Source organism: Actinoplanes sp. CA-252034 (genome assembly GCF_050956125.1).
In the GTDB taxonomy this organism is placed as follows: domain Bacteria; phylum Actinomycetota; class Actinomycetes; order Mycobacteriales; family Micromonosporaceae; genus Actinoplanes.
Window position 1 is genome coordinate 4,375,631 of the sequence record NZ_CP191846.1, and the last position, 15,539, is coordinate 4,391,169.

Here is a 15,539-nt window from a genome sequence, read left to right on the forward strand (position 1 = left end):
TAGGACACTCTTAATAAACCTTACTGATTCGCGCTGCGAGGGAGCTCGTCCATGCGGAAGTCTTTGATCGCGGCCGCCACGGTGCTGGCCGTCTCCCTCGGAGCGTCGCCGGCCCCGGCCGCCGCCGCCCACGGGGAGTGCGCCACCCCATCGATCAACCGCTACCAGCAGTGGCTGGCCAGCGGAGAGGGCACCACCGTGCCGGCGACCGGCAGCCTTCTGGTCCCGGCGCGCGGTCACTCGAAGTACGCCGCACGGATCTCGTTCCTCGGTACCGAGTGGCACGTGGCGGTCCTGTGGCTGGCCAACCGGTTCGAGGCGCAGGCCGACCTGTCCCGCTCGGCCGGCTTCCTGCTGACCTACAGTGCCACCGACGACCTGTACCTCCAGCTGAGGCCGGCCTCGCACTGGAGCGGCGGGGCCCAGTGGGCCACCCGGATCCCGTCCACCCACGGCCGGACGGTGACCCGGTTCTTCAGCCTCCGGCCGCACGCCTGGACCTCGGTGCCGGAGCTCGGCACGCCGGCGCACCCGTTCGCGGTCGCCCGAGCCGAGGCGCGAGGGTTCGTCTTCGTCGGAAAGACGGCCAACGACATCGAGTTCCGCGGTCTGCGGATCGACCGTTACACGCCATCCTGCCTCTGACCCAAATGCCCCGTCCCACCCCGAGGCTTCGCGACCGGCCATGGCGGCCGACGAGGGGGACAGCCTTCGGCCGGCCGGCAAGGGGTCACCGGCCGGCCGAAGAGACGGTCAGGCGTACGGGCTCCGAGTGAGCAGGTGCGCCTTGTACCCCTCGCCGATGCCGGGTTCGGGTGTGCCGTTGTAGTCCTTGATCAGTACGGCGCCGGTGGTGCAGCCCCACGGGCTCCAGGTCCAGGGCAGGTAGCCGATGGCGTGGGCGTCGGCCCAGTCCACCAGCCGTTTCATGTAGTCGAAGCCGCAGTCGTCCTGCCCGAACTCGCCGATCACGACCGGCACCTGTTGCGCGAGCGGGGCGATCTGGATGTCCCAGCACGACTCGGTGGCGCAGGCGTTGAAGCTGTACGCGTGCCAGGACGCGGCCAGGTTGTTCAGCGGATCGGCCGGCCGGTACGTCAGCCATTCGCGCATGTCGTTGGCCCACTCCAGGCCGCCGATCATCAGAACGTTGGTGGCGCCGGTGGCCCGCACCGCGTCGACCAGGTCCTGCATGCCGGCCACCTCGTAGGCGATGCCGGGGCAGGTGCCGCCGTCGCGCAGGCACTGCCAGCCCGCCGTCTTGTTCCAGTCGACGGCGATCTCCGGGTACGGCTCGTTGAACAGGTCGAAGACCACCGCGTCGTTGCCCTTGAACGTGTTGGCCACCCCGGTCCAGAACTGCGGGGTGTACCGGGCGTCGGGCATCGGCTTCTGGCAGGTCGCCTGTTCGTCCTTGCAGTGCCAGTCCGGCCCGGTGGTGTAGGCGCCCCACGTCCAGTGCAGGTCGAGGATCACGTTGATGCCGTTGGCGACCAGCAGGTCCACGTACTCCTTGACGCCCTGTTGGTAGGCGGGCCCGCTGGGCGAGCCGTTGACGCCCAGCCAGCATTCCTCGTTCAGCGGGATGCGTACGGCATGGATGTTCCAGGTCTTCATCGCGTCGACGGAGGCTTGGTCGACCGGTCCGGAGTCCCACAGGCCCTTGCCCTGTACGCAGGCGAACTCACTGCCGGAGCGGTCGACGCCGAGCAGCCGGTACGGTCGGCCCTGCGGGGTGACGATCTTGTTGCCGGCGACCTTGAGCTCGGGAGCGGGTCCCGCGGGCGGCGGGGTGCTCGGCCCCGGGGAGCTCGGGCTCGCGGACGGCGAGGTCACCGCGCCGGTGCAGGCGGTGCCGTTGAGCGCGAAGGAGGCGGGCGACGGGTTCGTGCCGTTCCACTGGCCGAGGAAACCGAGCGAGGTGGTCGCGCCGGTTCTCAGGGAGCTGTTCCAGGTCATGCTCGAGGCGGAGACCCGAGCGCCGGTCTGTGTCCAGGTCGCGCTCCAGCCTTGGCTCACCCTCTGACCGCTGTCGGGGAAGTCGAACGTGAGTGTCCAGTCGGTGATGGCCGAGCCGAGGTTGGTGACGGCCACGTCGGCGGTGAAGCCGGCCGGCCATTGGCTCTGCACCCGGTAGGTGACCGAGCAGCCGGTGGCGGCTGCCGCGGCGGGAAGGGTGGCGGCTGCTGCGCCGGCCAGGGCGAGGGCGCCCGTGGCCGCCGTGGCCAGCAGGGCGTGCCGATGTCTCATGCGAGGTCCTCGTTGCCGTAGGGGATCGATGGGGGATCGACGGAAGACGATATCGATTGACTTTATTCGGCAGGTTACGAAAGTCAAATCAGCTGGTACGGACATGGATGGTGATCGAGGCACGCGTGGGTCGGATTCGCGCCGGCCGGCAAGTAGGGTGGCGTGACACGGAGGCGGACGAGGGAGGGCATGTGGGCACCAGCCCGATCTGGGGCAGCCGGCCGAAGACGCGTGGCCTTGTTCTCGACGTCATCCGCGCGGTGCGGGCGAGCAGCCGGGTCGAGTTGGCGGCGGCGACCGGGCTCACCGGGGCGACGATCTCCGAGGTGGTGCGCGAGCTGATGGCCGACGGCCTGGTGATCGAGGCCGGCCGTGGCGGGCCGACCGGGGGCAAGCCGCGCACGCTGGTTCAGCTCAACCCGCAGGCCCGGTACAGCGTAGGGGTCCAGTTCGAGCGCAACACCTGCGTGATCGTGGTCGTCGACCTGGCCGGGCGGCAGGTGGCCCGGACGTCGTTCCGGGGCCTGGTGAAACCGCCGGAGCAGGCATTGGCGCTGGTGGCGTCGCAAGTGGAGGCGCTGCTGGCCACGGCGGGAGTCGACCGCGACAAGGTGCTGGGCGTCGGCCTGGTCGGCTACGGCCCGCAGGATCGGCGTACCGGAAGCCTGCTGACCCCGCAGCCCACCGACGAGTGGCTGGGCTACCCGGTAGCGCCGCGGCTCGCTGAAGACCTGCGGCTGCCCGTGCTGCTCGACAATGACGCCGCCGCCGCCGCGATAGGCGAGTACTGGCTGGGGGCGGTCGATGCGCGCAGCACCTACGCCTGCATCTACATGGCCACGGGGATCGGCGGTGGGGTCGTGGTCGCCGGTCAGGTGTATCGCGGCAGTTCCTCCAACAGCGTGGAGATCGGTCACATCTCGGTCGACATCGACGGTGACGAGTGCTCGTGCGGCAATGCCGGCTGTCTGGAGAACTACGCCGGTCCGTCGGCCGTGGTCCGTCAGGCCCTGGCGATGCCCGGGCTGGCGCAGCGGCTGGCGCTCGATCCGGCCGGCGATGACTTCCTCATGGAGTTCGCGCGGATCGCGGCCGCCGCGAACGCCGGTGACGGCGAGGCGCGGGGCCTCGTCGAGCGGTCGGCCCGCTATCTGGGGTGTGCGGCCGTCACCCTGGCCGGCCTCTTCGACGTGGACACGATCGTGCTGGCCGGGCCGAGCTTCGCCGTGGCCGGGTCGATCTACCAGGCGGTGATCCAGCGCGAGGTGGACCGCCGTACCTTCGCGCGCCGGGCGCATCCGGTGCGGGTGGTCCCGTCGGTCAACGGGGCCGACGCGGCGGCGATCGGCGGGGCGGCCCTCGTCCTGCAGAGCGAGCTCGTCCTCGGCCCCCCTGAGGAGAGCCTCCGGCCGGCGCTTTCGTGAGGTGACGCTTCCGCGCCCTCGCACCGGCGCGCGTATCCGGCGACCTACTCACGTTCTCCACCATGCTCGCGATGGTGGAGGCCCGTCCGGTAGGTGCCGGGTGACTCGGTGTTCCACTGCGCCGAGGTGGTCCCGGTCACGACGAAACATCAGGCCACCCCGGCGGTCGCCTCCTGGGCCATCGCCCTGTCCGGCATCCTGTCCACCACCGCCCTCGCCGTCGTCACCGCCGTGAGCGCGCTGGCCTCCGACGGCGACGTCCACTGGTACGGCCTCACCGGCCTCGCCGCGGTCATCCTGGTGCTCGTCGTCGGCGTACAGCGCGTCAGCAACGATCCGACGATCGTGGACCCGGTCGCCAGAGCCATCCTCGCCCTGGTCAACCGGCTCCGCCGCCGCCCCGCCGACCACGGTCTCGACCAGGTCCGCGCCTTCGTCGGCCAGCTCGGTGGCGCCCGCCTCACGCCCGGCCGCGGAATCGCCGCCGCCGTCTTCGCCGTCCTCAACTGGGGCCTCGACGCCGTCTGCCTGTGGATGTGCGTGCGGGCCGTGAGCGGCGAGCCGATCAACCCGGCCCAGCTGCTGCTCGCGTTCTGTGCCGGGATGGCCGCCGGCACGGTCACCATCGTCCCCGGCGGGCTCGGCATCATCGACAGCGCCCTGATCCTCGGACTGATGGCCGGCGGCATCACCGCGTCCACCGCGATCGCCGCGGTGGTCCTCTACCGGATCATCAGCTTCGGCTTCATCATCGGCGTCGGCTGGATCTCCTGGCTCATCATGCGCCGCCGCCACCGCCTCCATACGGCCGGGAACTGACCGCTATCCGGGCGATGCCAGAGCTCCACTGCAACACCCGGAGGTGAGGATGCGCATTCCCGGCGGCAAGTCGACCGTGACCCCGTACGGCGGGCGAGGTCGTCGCACGAGGGCTGGACGCCGGCGCCACCCTGGTCACCGAGGTCCGGACCTCCCGGATCGTTCGACATCGAGATGCGTGGCGCTCAGGGGTCCGCTGTCACGCCGGGATGGTGACGAACGCCGGACTCAGAGGGTGTAGACCTGCCCGGTCTGTGCCCCTTCGACCGACCGGACATACGCCTCGGCCACGTCGGCGACATCGACCGAGCCCATGCCCGGGAACAGATTGCCGTAGCTCGCCAGGCTCTCGGTGAACACGGTGGGGCTGACCGCGTTGATCCGCTGCGGGGCGATCTCGATCGCGGCGGCCCGCACGAACGCCTCCACCGCGGCGTTGGCCATCGAGGCGGCGGTGCCGGTGACGATCGGCTCACGCGCCAGGATCCCGGTGATCAGCGTGAACGACCCACGTTCGGCGACGTGGGGGAGACCCTGGCGGACCAGCTCGATCTGGCTGAGCACCTTGCCGTGGAACGCCGACAGATAGTCCTCCGGGCTCATCGCGGTGACCGGTTTGAACGGCACGTGACCGGCGGCGCTGACCACGGCGTCCAGCGGGCCGGCGGCCCGGTACAGGGCGGCGACCGCGGCCGGGTCGGTGATGTCGTACCGCAGCTCCCCACCGCTGCGGGCGACGGGCAGAACGTCATGGCCGCGGGCCGACAGGGCCTTGTGCAGGAACGAGCCGAGAGTGCCGGTGGCCCCGGCGAGCAGAATCCTCATGCCCACGACGCTAGGTCGCCGGCCGGCGGCCACGGAAATGCCGTTCACACAGGCAGTTATGCTCGACGGTTATGAATGTGGAGTTGCGGCACCTGCGGGCGCTGGCGGCCATCGGCGACGAGGGCACCATCAGCGCCGCCGCGGCTGTGCTCCGGATCAGCCAGCCCGCCCTCTCCCGCACCCTCGACCAGCTGGAACGGCGCATCGGCACGACACTCGTGGAACGCACGACCCGCAGGCTCGCCCTCACCGACGCCGGCCGGCGACTGCACGAACGCGCCCACCTGATCCTCAACCAGCTCGACGACGCGCTCGCCGAAGCCGCCGCCGGGCCACAGCCACTGCACGTCGGGTTCGCCTGGGCGGCCCTCGGCGACCACACGGTCAGCCTGCTGCGGACCTGGCGCGACGAGCACCCGGCGGCCCCGGTCCGGGTGCACCGCCGCGACGATCCGGAGACCGCGCTGCGCCGCGGAGAACTGAACGCGGCGATCGTACGCCTGATGCCGTCCCCGCCCGGCGATCTGCTGTCGGCGGAGCTCTACCGTGAGCCCCGACTGGCTGCCGTCCCGGATGGTCATCCCCTCGCCGGCCGGCCGTCGGTGCGGCTGGCGGACCTCAGCGACCAGCGGGTGGTGCTCTGCTCCACCTCGGCCACCACCGGGCAGCTGTGGCCCCGCGACCAGCGCCCGCACACCTTCGACGTGGCGAACGTCGACGAGTGGCTGACCACCATCGCCACCGGCGAGGCCGTCGGTGTCACCGCCCAGGGCACCGAGCGCAGCCATCCGTACCCCGGCATCCGCTATCTGCCCATCACCGACGGCGGCACCGTGACGGTGTGGCTGCTCTGGCCCCGTGTGCCGACCCATCCCGCGACCGGCGCCTTCATCGACCATGCCCGCCGCGCGGTCGCCGCCGTACCGCCGCCGGGTTCTTAGGATGGCCTCGTGGCCGAGATCGAGAGTCGGCATCAGGCCGATGTCGCCCAGGGCGACCGGGAGGGATTCGTTCTGGTACGCCCGGACGGCTCCCTGACCGACGAGGTCGTGCACATGCATTCGTGTATCCGCCGGATGACGGGGTAGCCGCCGCGGGACAGCAATCCGACGTGGAGGACCTCTTGGCGGGCGGTCGGCGAGCCGATCAGCAGCCGTTCAGCCGGCGCTGGTCCAGCCCGCCAGGGATTCCAGCACCACGCGGATGTCGCCGGTCGCACTATGCAGCCGGCGCTGGCGGGACGCTCCGTCCCCGGCGTACCGAAGCCGGGCCAGCCCGTCCATCACCAGGCTCAGATCGCCGCTGGCCAGAAGCGCCGGGCTGACCGTGGCGAAGAACTCGTCAACCAGGTCCCACGCCGGCCGGGCCTGACCGAGCCGCAGATCGATGAGCTGGCCGCTGAGTCCGTCCCGGGCGGCACGCCAGTGCGCGGCGTCGACGACACAGTCCCGCAGGGCCGGCGTGGGACGCCCGTCCGTGACATCAGCGGCGGCGGTGGCGACGGCGGCCCGCACCAGCGCGGCGACGAGGACGGCGTCGTCGACGTCGGTGCACACGTCACCGACGCGGATCTCCACAGTCGGGTAGGTGGGGGAGAGACGGGCGTACCAGTAGACCGATGCCTCGTCGAGGAGAACGCCGGCAGTGACGAGCTCCGTGACGGTGGCGTCGTACTCGGCAGCCGTGTCGAAATGCGGCGTCGGCTCCACTCCGGGCCAGCGCCGAAGTTGCACTGACCGCCAACTGGCGTAGCCGGTGTCGGTTCCCTCAAAGAACGGCGAGTTGCTGGTGAGCGCCTGGATGACCGGCAACCACACGCGCAGATGATTGCAGACGCCCACCGCGAGATCCCGCTCCGGGATACCGACGTGCACATGCATGCCGCAGACCGCCGGATCGAGGGCCACCGGTCCGAACCGGTCGACGATGTCACGGTAACGCGGTTCGGCCGGCACCTCCCGGTCGGGCTCGCCGACCGGGGTGGCGCCGATGGCGACGAGGCGCGCCCCGACCTGATCCGCCACATCGGCTGCGACCTGACGTGAATCGACCAGCTGGTCGCGAAGGTCACGAAGATCGGTGCACACCCCGGTGACCAACTCCATCATGCTGCGGCGCATCTCCTGCCGGCTCCGATCGCGGATCCGCTGCGGCAATCCTGCGCGCACCCTTTCGGCGAGCGGAACGTTGTCGCCGGCCGCCGGGTCGAGCAGCAGGAACTCCTCCTCCACCCCGACAGTCAGCACCGCCATGTCCTGATAACGCGCCGACGCCGAAGCATTGGTGATCATGGAGGTCATCGAGATCGTCCTTTCGCACCGCGCCGGTTTCGGCGCGGGCCACGGCTACCCCCGTCGGATCCCGGCAAACGAGGACGATCGGTGTGCGTGCCGGTGTGCGGCCTCTGTCTTGTCCAGCTGTGCCGGCAGAAGGCATCACCCGTAGCCGGCTTTGCTGGCTCTACGTGGGTCGGCGCCGGCGGCGGTGCTTCGGGTGTCGCCGTGACCGGCGTGCCAGTCGATGACCAGCAGGCAGGCGTCGTCGGGCAGGACGGGTCCGGCGACTTCGAGGACGAGGTCGCCGAGGACTCGGACCACCTCCCGGGGGTGCAGCGCGTTCAGGTGTGACAGCCGCGTGGGCAGGTCCATGCCGGCGGCGCCGCGTTCAAGCATGCCGTCGGTGAGCACCACCAGCCGGTCGCCGGCCCGCAACGCGATCTCACCAGCGCGGTAGGGCTGGGCCGGCCGCACCCCGAGAGGCTGGTTGATGGGCAGGTTCACGGGTTGTACGGCTCCGTCGCGGACCAGCAGCGGTGCGGGGTGCCCAGCGTTGACGGCGGCGAGGATCCCGGTGGACAGGTCGAGCCGGCCGAGAAACCCGGTGACGAAAGAGGACCCGGCCGCGGCGTTGGCAGCGACTGCCTCGTGCGCGGCGTGAGCCTGTTCGAGCAGGGTGGCGCCGCGGCGCCGGGCGTTGCGCAGCCCGCCGACGCACAACGTCGCGGTGAGAGCGCTGTTCACTCCGTGGCCCACCGCGTCGGTGACGCTGAAATGCAGCAGGTCCCGGGCCAGGCTGTAGTCGAAGGTGTCGCCGCCGATGCTGGCCGCCGGCTCGAGCCATCCCGCGAGGGTGAACGAGTCGGCCTCACAGGTGAACGACGCGGGCAGCAGCCGCCGCTGGATCTCCCCGGCAAGGGTGAACGGCATGGTCCGCTGACCCCACTCGAACAGGTCGGTGTGTCGTCGGTTGGCGATCACCACGAACGCCAGCGTGTGCGCCGCGTGCGACACCCGCTGCAGGACCGCATCGGTCGGCGCCACCGGCAGGACCATTTCCAACAGCCCTATCGCCTCACCGCGCTGGGTGACCGGCGCCCGCACCACGTGCCGGCCGCCGATGTCCTCGACCAGGACCTGCTGTGTGCGCAAAGCCTGTTCCTGCGGGCCACCGTCGAACGGCAGCACCACCGCCACGTCCTCGTCCTGCCGGCGGCTGTCAGGCACCTCGCCGATCGGGACGTGGACCAGGCGCACCAGGGCGCGGCCGCTCATGTCGGCCACCAGGAACGACACCCACGACGCGTGCAGGTTCGCCGCCGCGCTGCGAGTCACCGCCTCCACGGCGTCGACCGGGGCGGCTTTCTCCGCCGCGAGCAATACCTCGGTCAGATTCATGCCGCTTCTCTCGATGTCGCTCACTCGGGGCAGCATAAACGGGGGACCGTGTGCCGGCACGGACGACGGCATCCGATCAGCCGGGCCCACGGTCGGGCTTCGGCTGGGCGACAACCGTTCGGCCCTACGTTTCGAGAATGGCCTTGAGAGGTCGTCTGACCTTGACGGTGCTAAATCGGCGCCCGCCTCGGCCAAACTGAGCGGTGAGCATTCTTGACGTCGAGCCTTCGAGTTCGCATCACCGCGGCGCGGGCCGCATGGAGGAATCCCGATGATCACCCTCACTGATGCGGCCGCGCCGCGCATCGCGCAACGCCGTGGCTTCGCCGACCTCAGCGTGAAGATCAAGGTACTCGCGGCTGTGAGCGTCGGGGTGCTAGCCGCCATGGTCGTGGGTGTGGTCGGGCTGAAAGCGTTGAGTAGCACCAGCGCGTCGGCGCAGTTGATCTACACCAGTAATGTGGCCAGCATCAAGGCGATCTCCCGGGTGGACGCGGTGATCCGGCAGGCGCGCCTCGACGCCGTCAACCAGGCGCTCGCGCAGGACGCGGCCTCCACCGCCAAGTTCACCGAAGCCTTCAACGCGGCGGCGGATTCGTTCGACGACGCGATCACGGCGTACCGCAACAGCATGCCGGCCGGCGATCCCACGGTGATCGACACGTTGCAGAAGAACTGGGACGCCTACATAGAGCTCGCTCGGACCAAGCTGCTCGTATCCGGCAAGGCCAAGAACATCGCCGAGTGGCAGAAGGTCCGCGACACCGAGGGCGCACCGCTGCTGGCAGCGATGAGGGAAGCGACCGACACCCTGACGGCGACGGAGACGGCGGACGCCGCGAAGAACGCCGCTTCAGCGATCTCCGTTCACGACAGCGGCCAACTCATGTCGGTCATCGCGATGGCGGTGGGCAGCCTGCTCGCCCTCGCGCTGGGATATCGGGTCGCCACGATGATCGTTCGGTCGCTGGGCCGGGTGAAAGACGTGTGCGCGGCGCTCGCCACGGGCGACCTGACCCGGACGACGGGTCTGCGGACACGTGACGAGCCGGGCCAGATGGGCCAAGCCCTGGACGAGGCCATGGTGCAGCTCCGGCAGACGGTCACCACCATCAACGACTCGGCGGCGTCGCTCGCGGCAGCGTCGGAGCAACTGTCGGGCACCACTCACCAGATCGCCGCTTCGGCTGAGGAGACCTCCGTGCAGGCGCAGGCCGTGGCGCACGCGACCGAGGAGATCTCCCGCAGCGTCGACAGCGTCTCGGCAGGCAGCGAGGAGATGGGCGCCGCGATCCGGGAGATCTCCATGAACGCCAGCGAAGCCGCCCAGGTCGCCGGGCAGGCCGTCACCGTGACCGCCGCGACCTCGCAGACCATGGCCAAGCTGGGCCAGTCGTCGATGGAGATCGGGAACGTCGTCAAGACGATCACGGCGATCGCCGAGCAGACGAACCTACTCGCGCTCAACGCCACCATCGAGGCTGCGCGCGCCGGTGAGCTCGGCAAGGGCTTCGCCGTGGTGGCTTCCGAGGTCAAGGATCTGGCGCAGGAGACCGCCCGGGCGACCGAGGACATCTCCCGGCGAGTCGAGATCATCCAGGCCGACACCAGCGGCGCGGTCGCCGCGATCGAGGAGATCAGCCACGTGATCGGCAAGATCAGCGACTTCCAGACGACCATCGCGTCGGCGGTCGAGGAGCAGACCGCGACCACCGGCGAGATGAACCGCAGCGTCGCCGAAGCGGCCAGCGGAACCGGCGAGATCGCCCACAACATCACCGGAGTCGCCGAAGCCGCCCGGCTCACCAGCCAGGGCGTCACCCAGGCGCAGGAGGCCACCAACGACCTCGCCCGCATGTCCACCGAGCTCAGCGCGCTGGTCACGCACTTCCGCTACTGACGCTGCCGCGCCCGAAAGGGCCCCCGGCCGTACGATCCGCGGACTCGTCACCGCTGTTCGGCGAGGCCGCCGTTTCCGGACCGCGTTGCGCGCGGGGCAGGCAGAGTACGAAGCGGCTGCCATGCGGGACGACATCCTCGTACCAGAGACGGCCCTGATTCACATCGGCGAGGAGCTTGGACAGGTACAGGCCGAAACCGGCGCCCTTCCTCAACGCGCCGGCCTGCTCGTCCTGGGTGAAGCGATCGAAGAGGTGCGCGACGAAGGCCGGTGGTACGCCGTTGCCCTCGTCGCTGACAGCGAACAGGACCTTGCCTCCGGTGTCGTCGAGGGCCGCGGAGATGTGGATGCTCCCGGGGCTGTACTTGACCGCGTTGGTGACGAAATTGGTCAGTACCTGATGGGTGTGTACCGGGTCCGCCCACACCGCTGCGCCCGGTGGGCCGTAACTGGTGACGACCCGCCCGCGGGCCTGGCTGGTCAGGTTCTCGGTGACCCGCGACAGTGCCTGCTCGACGGGCAGGACGACGGGTTGCGTATGGATTTGACCTCGCTCGGCGCGACAGAGGGAAAGCAGATGCGCGGCCATGTCGAGCAATTCGTTGACCCGTCTGCCCAGTGCCTCGACGGAGGCGCGCCGTTCGTCGTCGGTGGCGGTGTCCCAGTCGTGTTTCAACTCCTCGGAGCAGGCCGAGATCACGGCCAGGGGCTGGTTGATCTCGTGGGAGAGGGCGGCGAGGACGTCGCTTTTCCAGGCGCCCGCGGCCTCCAACTCGACATTGGCGGCGGCGAGGTGCTCGGCTCGCTGACTCAGGTCGCGGTGCGCCTGATCGAGGTTCTGATGGGCTGCCGAGAGCCGGCGGTACAGACTCGCGGTCTCGGCGAGCAGCGCCGTCAGAACCACTCCGGAGGAGACCAGGAGGGTGACGCGTGCGGTATAGAAGCCGAGCGTGTAGCGGTGCGGAGCCGCCACGAACAGGATCGCGGTGGCCAGGGACGCGCTGATCGCCACCACCACCCACCGTTCTACCGGTGGCCGGTGGCGCAGGCTCCTGACCACGGCCAGGAGGCTGACCGTCGTGGTCAGCAACAGCACGGACACCATCATCCGGCCGAACGCTGTCGGCGAACCGCTCTGATAGAACGGGGGTAGCCTGTCCGCGGCTCCGACGATGGTGGCGGTCACCGTCACTGCCAGCGTGAGCACCGCGGCGACCGCGGTCGCCACGGCGGCCCTCCGGCGGGTCTGAGCCAGTCGGCTCAACCGGGCCGGTAGCGCCGCCAGAACCCACCGATGCGTCGCCGCCAGCACCGGGAACCCGCCGATGACTGCCAGGGCCATCCACGGTGCGCAGACCTCGGAGAAGGTCGAGTCGGCTCTCGAGCGCTGCATGAGGGTGAAGACGATGGCGTACGGCACCATCACCATGCTGGAGAAGAGATAGGCCATCGACAGGCCGAGCGCCGACAGCCGCCCGGTGGCCAGAAACTGCTGCACCAGCAGGTGCCCGGTCAGCAGCTCAGCCGTCGGCATGAGGACGAGGAAGGCGACGATCAGGTCCGGGTGAGCGGCCAAGCGGAGATCGGCGATCGGCACGACGGCCAGGGAAGCCGCGATCACCGCCGTCGCGTACAGCCACAGGCCTCGGCCTACGGGGTCTTCTTCCGGCGGCACTGCTGCATTTCCTGGGCTCACGACTACCGCCCCCAAAACCGCATGAAATACCCATTTTGAAGCCTAGCGTGGCTGCTGCCGGACGGGTCGGAATTCCGGAACAGGCGGGCTCGCCGGGGCAGTACAGGCCGCAATGCACTGAACCCGCCGCCGGTCGCATGCAACCTTCCAGCCGTCTGCGGAGTAGATGGTGTGGTCGATGAGAGGAGGCTTGGTGGTCCAAGCCGGCTGGGAGGACCAGTTCGTCGAGTACTTCGGCGCGCGTGCGCAGCCGCTGCGCCGACTCGCCTACGCGTTGTGCGGTGACTGGCACACCGCCGAGGACCTGGTGCAGCTCACGTTCGTCCGGCTGTACCGGCGCTGGTCGGGCATCCGCGAGGAGTCGATCGATGCCTATGCCAGGCAGGTGCTGGTCAACGCGTTCCTGACGCATCGGCGTGCCCGGCGGCGAGAGTCGCTGATGGCCGATCCGCCGGAGCGGGCGGCAGGTGCCTCCGACCCCACCGACGGGCTGGCGGTGCGCCGTCTGCTGGCCGACCTCGCGCCGCGGCAACGGGCAGCGGTGGTGTTGCGATACCTGGAAGACCTGCCGGTGGCCGAAGTGGCCGCCCTGCTGGACATCAGCGAGGGCACGGTGAAGAGCCAGACCGCGCGAGGCCTCCGATCCATGCGCGGGACATTCGACGGCGCCGCGCTCACCAAGGAGTAGACGATGAACGAGACGAGGATGCGGGACGCTCTGCAGGCGTTCGTACACGACGGTGAGCCGGTCATGGGTTTGACCGCCTCTGAAGTCCTGGCAGCGGGACGGCGGTCGCGCCGGACCCGGCGGCTCGCCGGTCTCGCGGGGGCGGGCCTGGCGGTCGCCGTGGCCGGGGCAGGCATCCTCATGGTGTCGGCCGGCGGTTCCACCGGAACGGACTACGCGGCGGCAGCCTCGTGCCCCGTCCCGCCGGGGTCGCGTCCGCCGGGGGTGATCGCGGCCGACCGTCCGCTGTCACCGCAGCAGGTGGAGTGGGCGGCAACGAGCCTGACCTGCCACCTCAACCGGCAGGTGCCCCGGTTGCTGCCGACCGCACGTTTCGCGCAGGTGCCGGGTGCACCGGCTGGTCCCCTGGTGGGGTTCAGTCACGGTGGCGAACCGCCGTGGGGCAATCGGGTCGACGCACTGGCGCTGATCCGTGACGCCGAAGGAACCGGCGACCTCACGATCAGTATCGGCGTGGTGGAGCAGTCGGCGGCAGCGCGGGCCGAGGGCGAATGCCGTCGCAGCACCGTGGGCCGATGCTCCGTCCAACGTGGGCCGGACGGGGAGACCGTGCTGCTGAGCACCGAGGCCGACAGCGGCCCTCCGTTGTCGCAGCGCGATGTCATCGTCCGGGTCTACCGGGGACACAACGAGATCAACCTGCAGGCGTCGAACACGGACCGGCAATCGGTGAACGGTCTTCCCCCGGCCGCGACCCGCCCCGACCCGGTGCTCTCCGCGGAGCAGGCTGTCCAGCTGGCACTCTCGCCAGAGCTGTACCTTTTTCCCTAGGGCCGAGCTGAGATAAGGCCGAACTGAGATAGGGCCGAGCTGAGATCGATGATGCCGTGAGCGGACTGCGGTCCGCGAGGTCCTGCCGCCGTTCAGTGCAGCACTGCAGCGGGCGGGTGCGTGACAGGATGCTCAGGTGGTCGACATCTATGATCTGCTGCCCCGCGAGCGCACGCCTGTCGACTACCGCAACCTCGTCAGCGATCCGCGCATTGATCAAGAAGGCTTGCGTCAGCTGGGGCGGAACCCGTTTCCGTTCGTCCGTAGCGCTGTAGCTCGGTCTCCACTCGCCGACGCGACCACGCTGGCCGCTGTCTCCCTCGACGGGCTCGATCGGTGGACCCGGAACAGCATCTTGATCGCGATAGCACGACACCACAACGCAGATCGGTCCACGCTGTCGGGAGTGTTGCGTGAGACCCGTGCGCTGCTCAACCAGCCGAACGAACGCCCCTTCGCTGCGGCATTGGCGTTGGCCCGACGTACGGAGCTCAGCGAGGTCGAGGTGCTCGACCTCATCGACCAGCCCAACGCCTCCCGGAGGATGGCTCGCGGCGTCCGTCGCGCGCTGGCCGAGCGTAAACCGGGTTAGCGGCAGCGGTCCGGCTTGACGTCTGTTCTCTCACGGAACATGGGCAGGTTGAGGGAAGGCGGCATCCGGAGTGGCTTCGGGTACGCCGTCATGGACCAGCCCTCTTGCCCGGACCCGGGGGTGCGGCTCAGGCCACGGCCTCGCTCGCGTCGTCCGCCGTCGGCGCGGAGTCCGACGGCTCCGGCCGGCGAGGTCGCCACAGCACGCTGACCACGGCCGCCAGGGACACCAGGGTGAGGAAGGGGTGGATCAGGATGAGGTCGACCCTGATGTTGTAGCCCTTGCCCTTCAGGTCGGCCTCCCACAGCGCATACAGCGCCCACAGGGCGGCCACCACGAAGCAGGGCCAGGATCTGGACACGATCGGCGGTCGCCGTCGCCGGCCGGCGAGCGCCAGGACTCCCGCCGCCGCGAAGCCGCCGGCGACCATGAGAACGAGGTCCGGCCGCTCCACCAGGAAGGGGTGGATCATCGGGAAACCGGTGAAATCCCCACGGTTACCGCTCCTTCAGGCGAAAGAACCATGACGGTACGGCACACCCGCCCGACTTCATAGGATCCGGCGGGCGTGATCGCGGGTGGGGCGGGGGCGCACCAGGGTCGGCGGAGATTCGCCGGTGCGCGGCACGGTGGTCCGGTCAGCCGCCCTTCGGCATGGGCTTGGCGCTGCGGAGGCGCTCGTCGGAGATCGGGGCGCCGGGGCTCACCCGGTGTTGGGCCGGGTCGGCGGGGGAGGGGGTGCCGGGATCCGGGTCGGTCGCGGGGCGTGCGGCGAGGACGACGGCGACCGTGACGGCGGCAACGGCCGCGGCGGCGGCCAGCCACCTGAGGCGACTCATC

General features: G+C 69.9%; 16 protein-coding genes. 9 read left to right on the plus strand and 7 right to left on the minus strand.

Annotation, left to right across the window (positions count from 1 at the left end):
* Positions 1-51 precede the first annotated feature (51 nt).
* Complete coding sequence (locus tag ACQPZW_RS19710; protein ID WP_433796372.1) at positions 52-645, plus strand: hypothetical protein; 594 nt, start codon at positions 52-54, stop codon at positions 643-645.
* A gap of 108 nt (positions 646-753) precedes the next feature.
* On the opposite strand, the gene ACQPZW_RS19715 is transcribed toward ACQPZW_RS19710, so the two are convergent.
* Positions 754-2,250, minus strand: coding sequence for a cellulase family glycosylhydrolase (locus ACQPZW_RS19715; protein WP_433796373.1), 1,497 nt, complete (start codon positions 2,248-2,250; stop codon positions 754-756).
* Positions 2,251-2,441: 191 nt separating this feature from the next.
* Here ACQPZW_RS19715 and ACQPZW_RS19720 point away from each other — a divergent pair, with 191 nt between their 5' ends.
* A complete protein-coding gene (locus ACQPZW_RS19720; RefSeq protein WP_433796374.1) occupies positions 2,442-3,674 on the plus strand; it encodes an ROK family protein in 1,233 nt (410 codons plus the stop codon).
* Positions 3,675-3,767: 93 nt separating this feature from the next.
* Positions 3,768-4,493 carry a lysylphosphatidylglycerol synthase transmembrane domain-containing protein gene (locus ACQPZW_RS19725; RefSeq protein ID WP_433796375.1) on the plus strand — a complete coding sequence of 242 codons (726 nt, stop codon included), beginning with the start codon at positions 3,768-3,770 and terminating at the stop codon, positions 4,491-4,493.
* 228 nt (positions 4,494-4,721) lie between these two features.
* Here ACQPZW_RS19725 and ACQPZW_RS19730 read toward each other — a convergent pair whose 3' ends face one another.
* Positions 4,722-5,318 carry a short chain dehydrogenase gene (locus tag ACQPZW_RS19730; protein ID WP_433796376.1) on the minus strand — a complete coding sequence of 199 codons (597 nt, stop codon included), beginning with the start codon at positions 5,316-5,318 and terminating at the stop codon, positions 4,722-4,724.
* A gap of 71 nt (positions 5,319-5,389) precedes the next feature.
* Here ACQPZW_RS19730 and ACQPZW_RS19735 point away from each other — a divergent pair, with 71 nt between their 5' ends.
* Entirely contained in the window at positions 5,390-6,259 is an 870-nt protein-coding gene (locus ACQPZW_RS19735) for a LysR family transcriptional regulator (RefSeq protein ID WP_433796377.1), read from the plus strand.
* 9 nt (positions 6,260-6,268) lie between these two features.
* Positions 6,269-6,406: a hypothetical protein gene (locus ACQPZW_RS19740; RefSeq protein ID WP_433796378.1), complete on the plus strand. Its 138-nt coding sequence runs from the start codon at positions 6,269-6,271 to the stop codon at positions 6,404-6,406.
* Positions 6,407-6,475: 69 nt separating this feature from the next.
* On the opposite strand, the gene ACQPZW_RS19745 is transcribed toward ACQPZW_RS19740, so the two are convergent.
* Positions 6,476-7,609: a carboxylate-amine ligase gene (locus tag ACQPZW_RS19745; protein WP_433797577.1), complete on the minus strand. Its 1,134-nt coding sequence runs from the start codon at positions 7,607-7,609 to the stop codon at positions 6,476-6,478.
* Between the two features lie 144 nt (positions 7,610-7,753).
* The gene (locus tag ACQPZW_RS19750; protein WP_433796379.1) at positions 7,754-9,016 is read right to left on the minus strand and encodes a PP2C family protein-serine/threonine phosphatase; all 1,263 of its coding nucleotides are present in this window, start codon (positions 9,014-9,016) and stop codon (positions 7,754-7,756) included.
* 247 nt (positions 9,017-9,263) lie between these two features.
* Between ACQPZW_RS19750 and ACQPZW_RS19755 the strand changes: the two genes are divergently transcribed.
* Positions 9,264-10,892 carry a methyl-accepting chemotaxis protein gene (locus ACQPZW_RS19755; protein WP_433796380.1) on the plus strand — a complete coding sequence of 543 codons (1,629 nt, stop codon included), beginning with the start codon at positions 9,264-9,266 and terminating at the stop codon, positions 10,890-10,892.
* Here the strand turns inward: ACQPZW_RS19755 and ACQPZW_RS19760 are convergent.
* Positions 10,873-12,513 (minus strand): sensor histidine kinase, encoded by a 1,641-nt coding sequence (locus tag ACQPZW_RS19760; protein ID WP_433796381.1) that lies wholly within the window; start codon positions 12,511-12,513, stop codon positions 10,873-10,875. The two genes, ACQPZW_RS19755 and ACQPZW_RS19760, sit on opposite strands and share 20 nt — an antisense overlap.
* 253 nt (positions 12,514-12,766) lie before the next feature.
* Between ACQPZW_RS19760 and ACQPZW_RS19765 the strand changes: the two genes are divergently transcribed.
* The 3 genes from ACQPZW_RS19765 to ACQPZW_RS19775 all read left to right on the plus strand — a co-directional run bounded on the left by ACQPZW_RS19765 (position 12,767) and on the right by ACQPZW_RS19775 (position 14,699).
* Complete coding sequence (locus ACQPZW_RS19765) at positions 12,767-13,276, plus strand: SigE family RNA polymerase sigma factor (RefSeq protein WP_433796382.1); 510 nt, start codon at positions 12,767-12,769, stop codon at positions 13,274-13,276.
* Between the two features lie 3 nt (positions 13,277-13,279).
* Positions 13,280-14,107, plus strand: a complete 828-nt coding sequence (locus ACQPZW_RS19770) for a hypothetical protein (protein ID WP_433796383.1) — start codon at positions 13,280-13,282, stop codon at positions 14,105-14,107.
* A 136-nt stretch (positions 14,108-14,243) separates the two neighbouring features.
* Positions 14,244-14,699, plus strand: a complete 456-nt coding sequence (locus ACQPZW_RS19775) for a hypothetical protein (protein WP_433796384.1) — start codon at positions 14,244-14,246, stop codon at positions 14,697-14,699.
* A 127-nt stretch (positions 14,700-14,826) separates the two neighbouring features.
* Here the strand turns inward: ACQPZW_RS19775 and ACQPZW_RS19780 are convergent, their stop codons facing one another.
* Both ACQPZW_RS19780 and ACQPZW_RS19785 read right to left on the minus strand, forming a co-directional pair.
* Positions 14,827-15,171, minus strand: coding sequence for a hypothetical protein (locus ACQPZW_RS19780; RefSeq protein WP_433796385.1), 345 nt, complete (start codon positions 15,169-15,171; stop codon positions 14,827-14,829).
* 166 nt (positions 15,172-15,337) lie between these two features.
* A complete protein-coding gene (locus ACQPZW_RS19785; protein WP_433796386.1) occupies positions 15,338-15,538 on the minus strand; it encodes a hypothetical protein in 201 nt (66 codons plus the stop codon).
* Position 15,539: the final 1 nt, after the last annotated feature.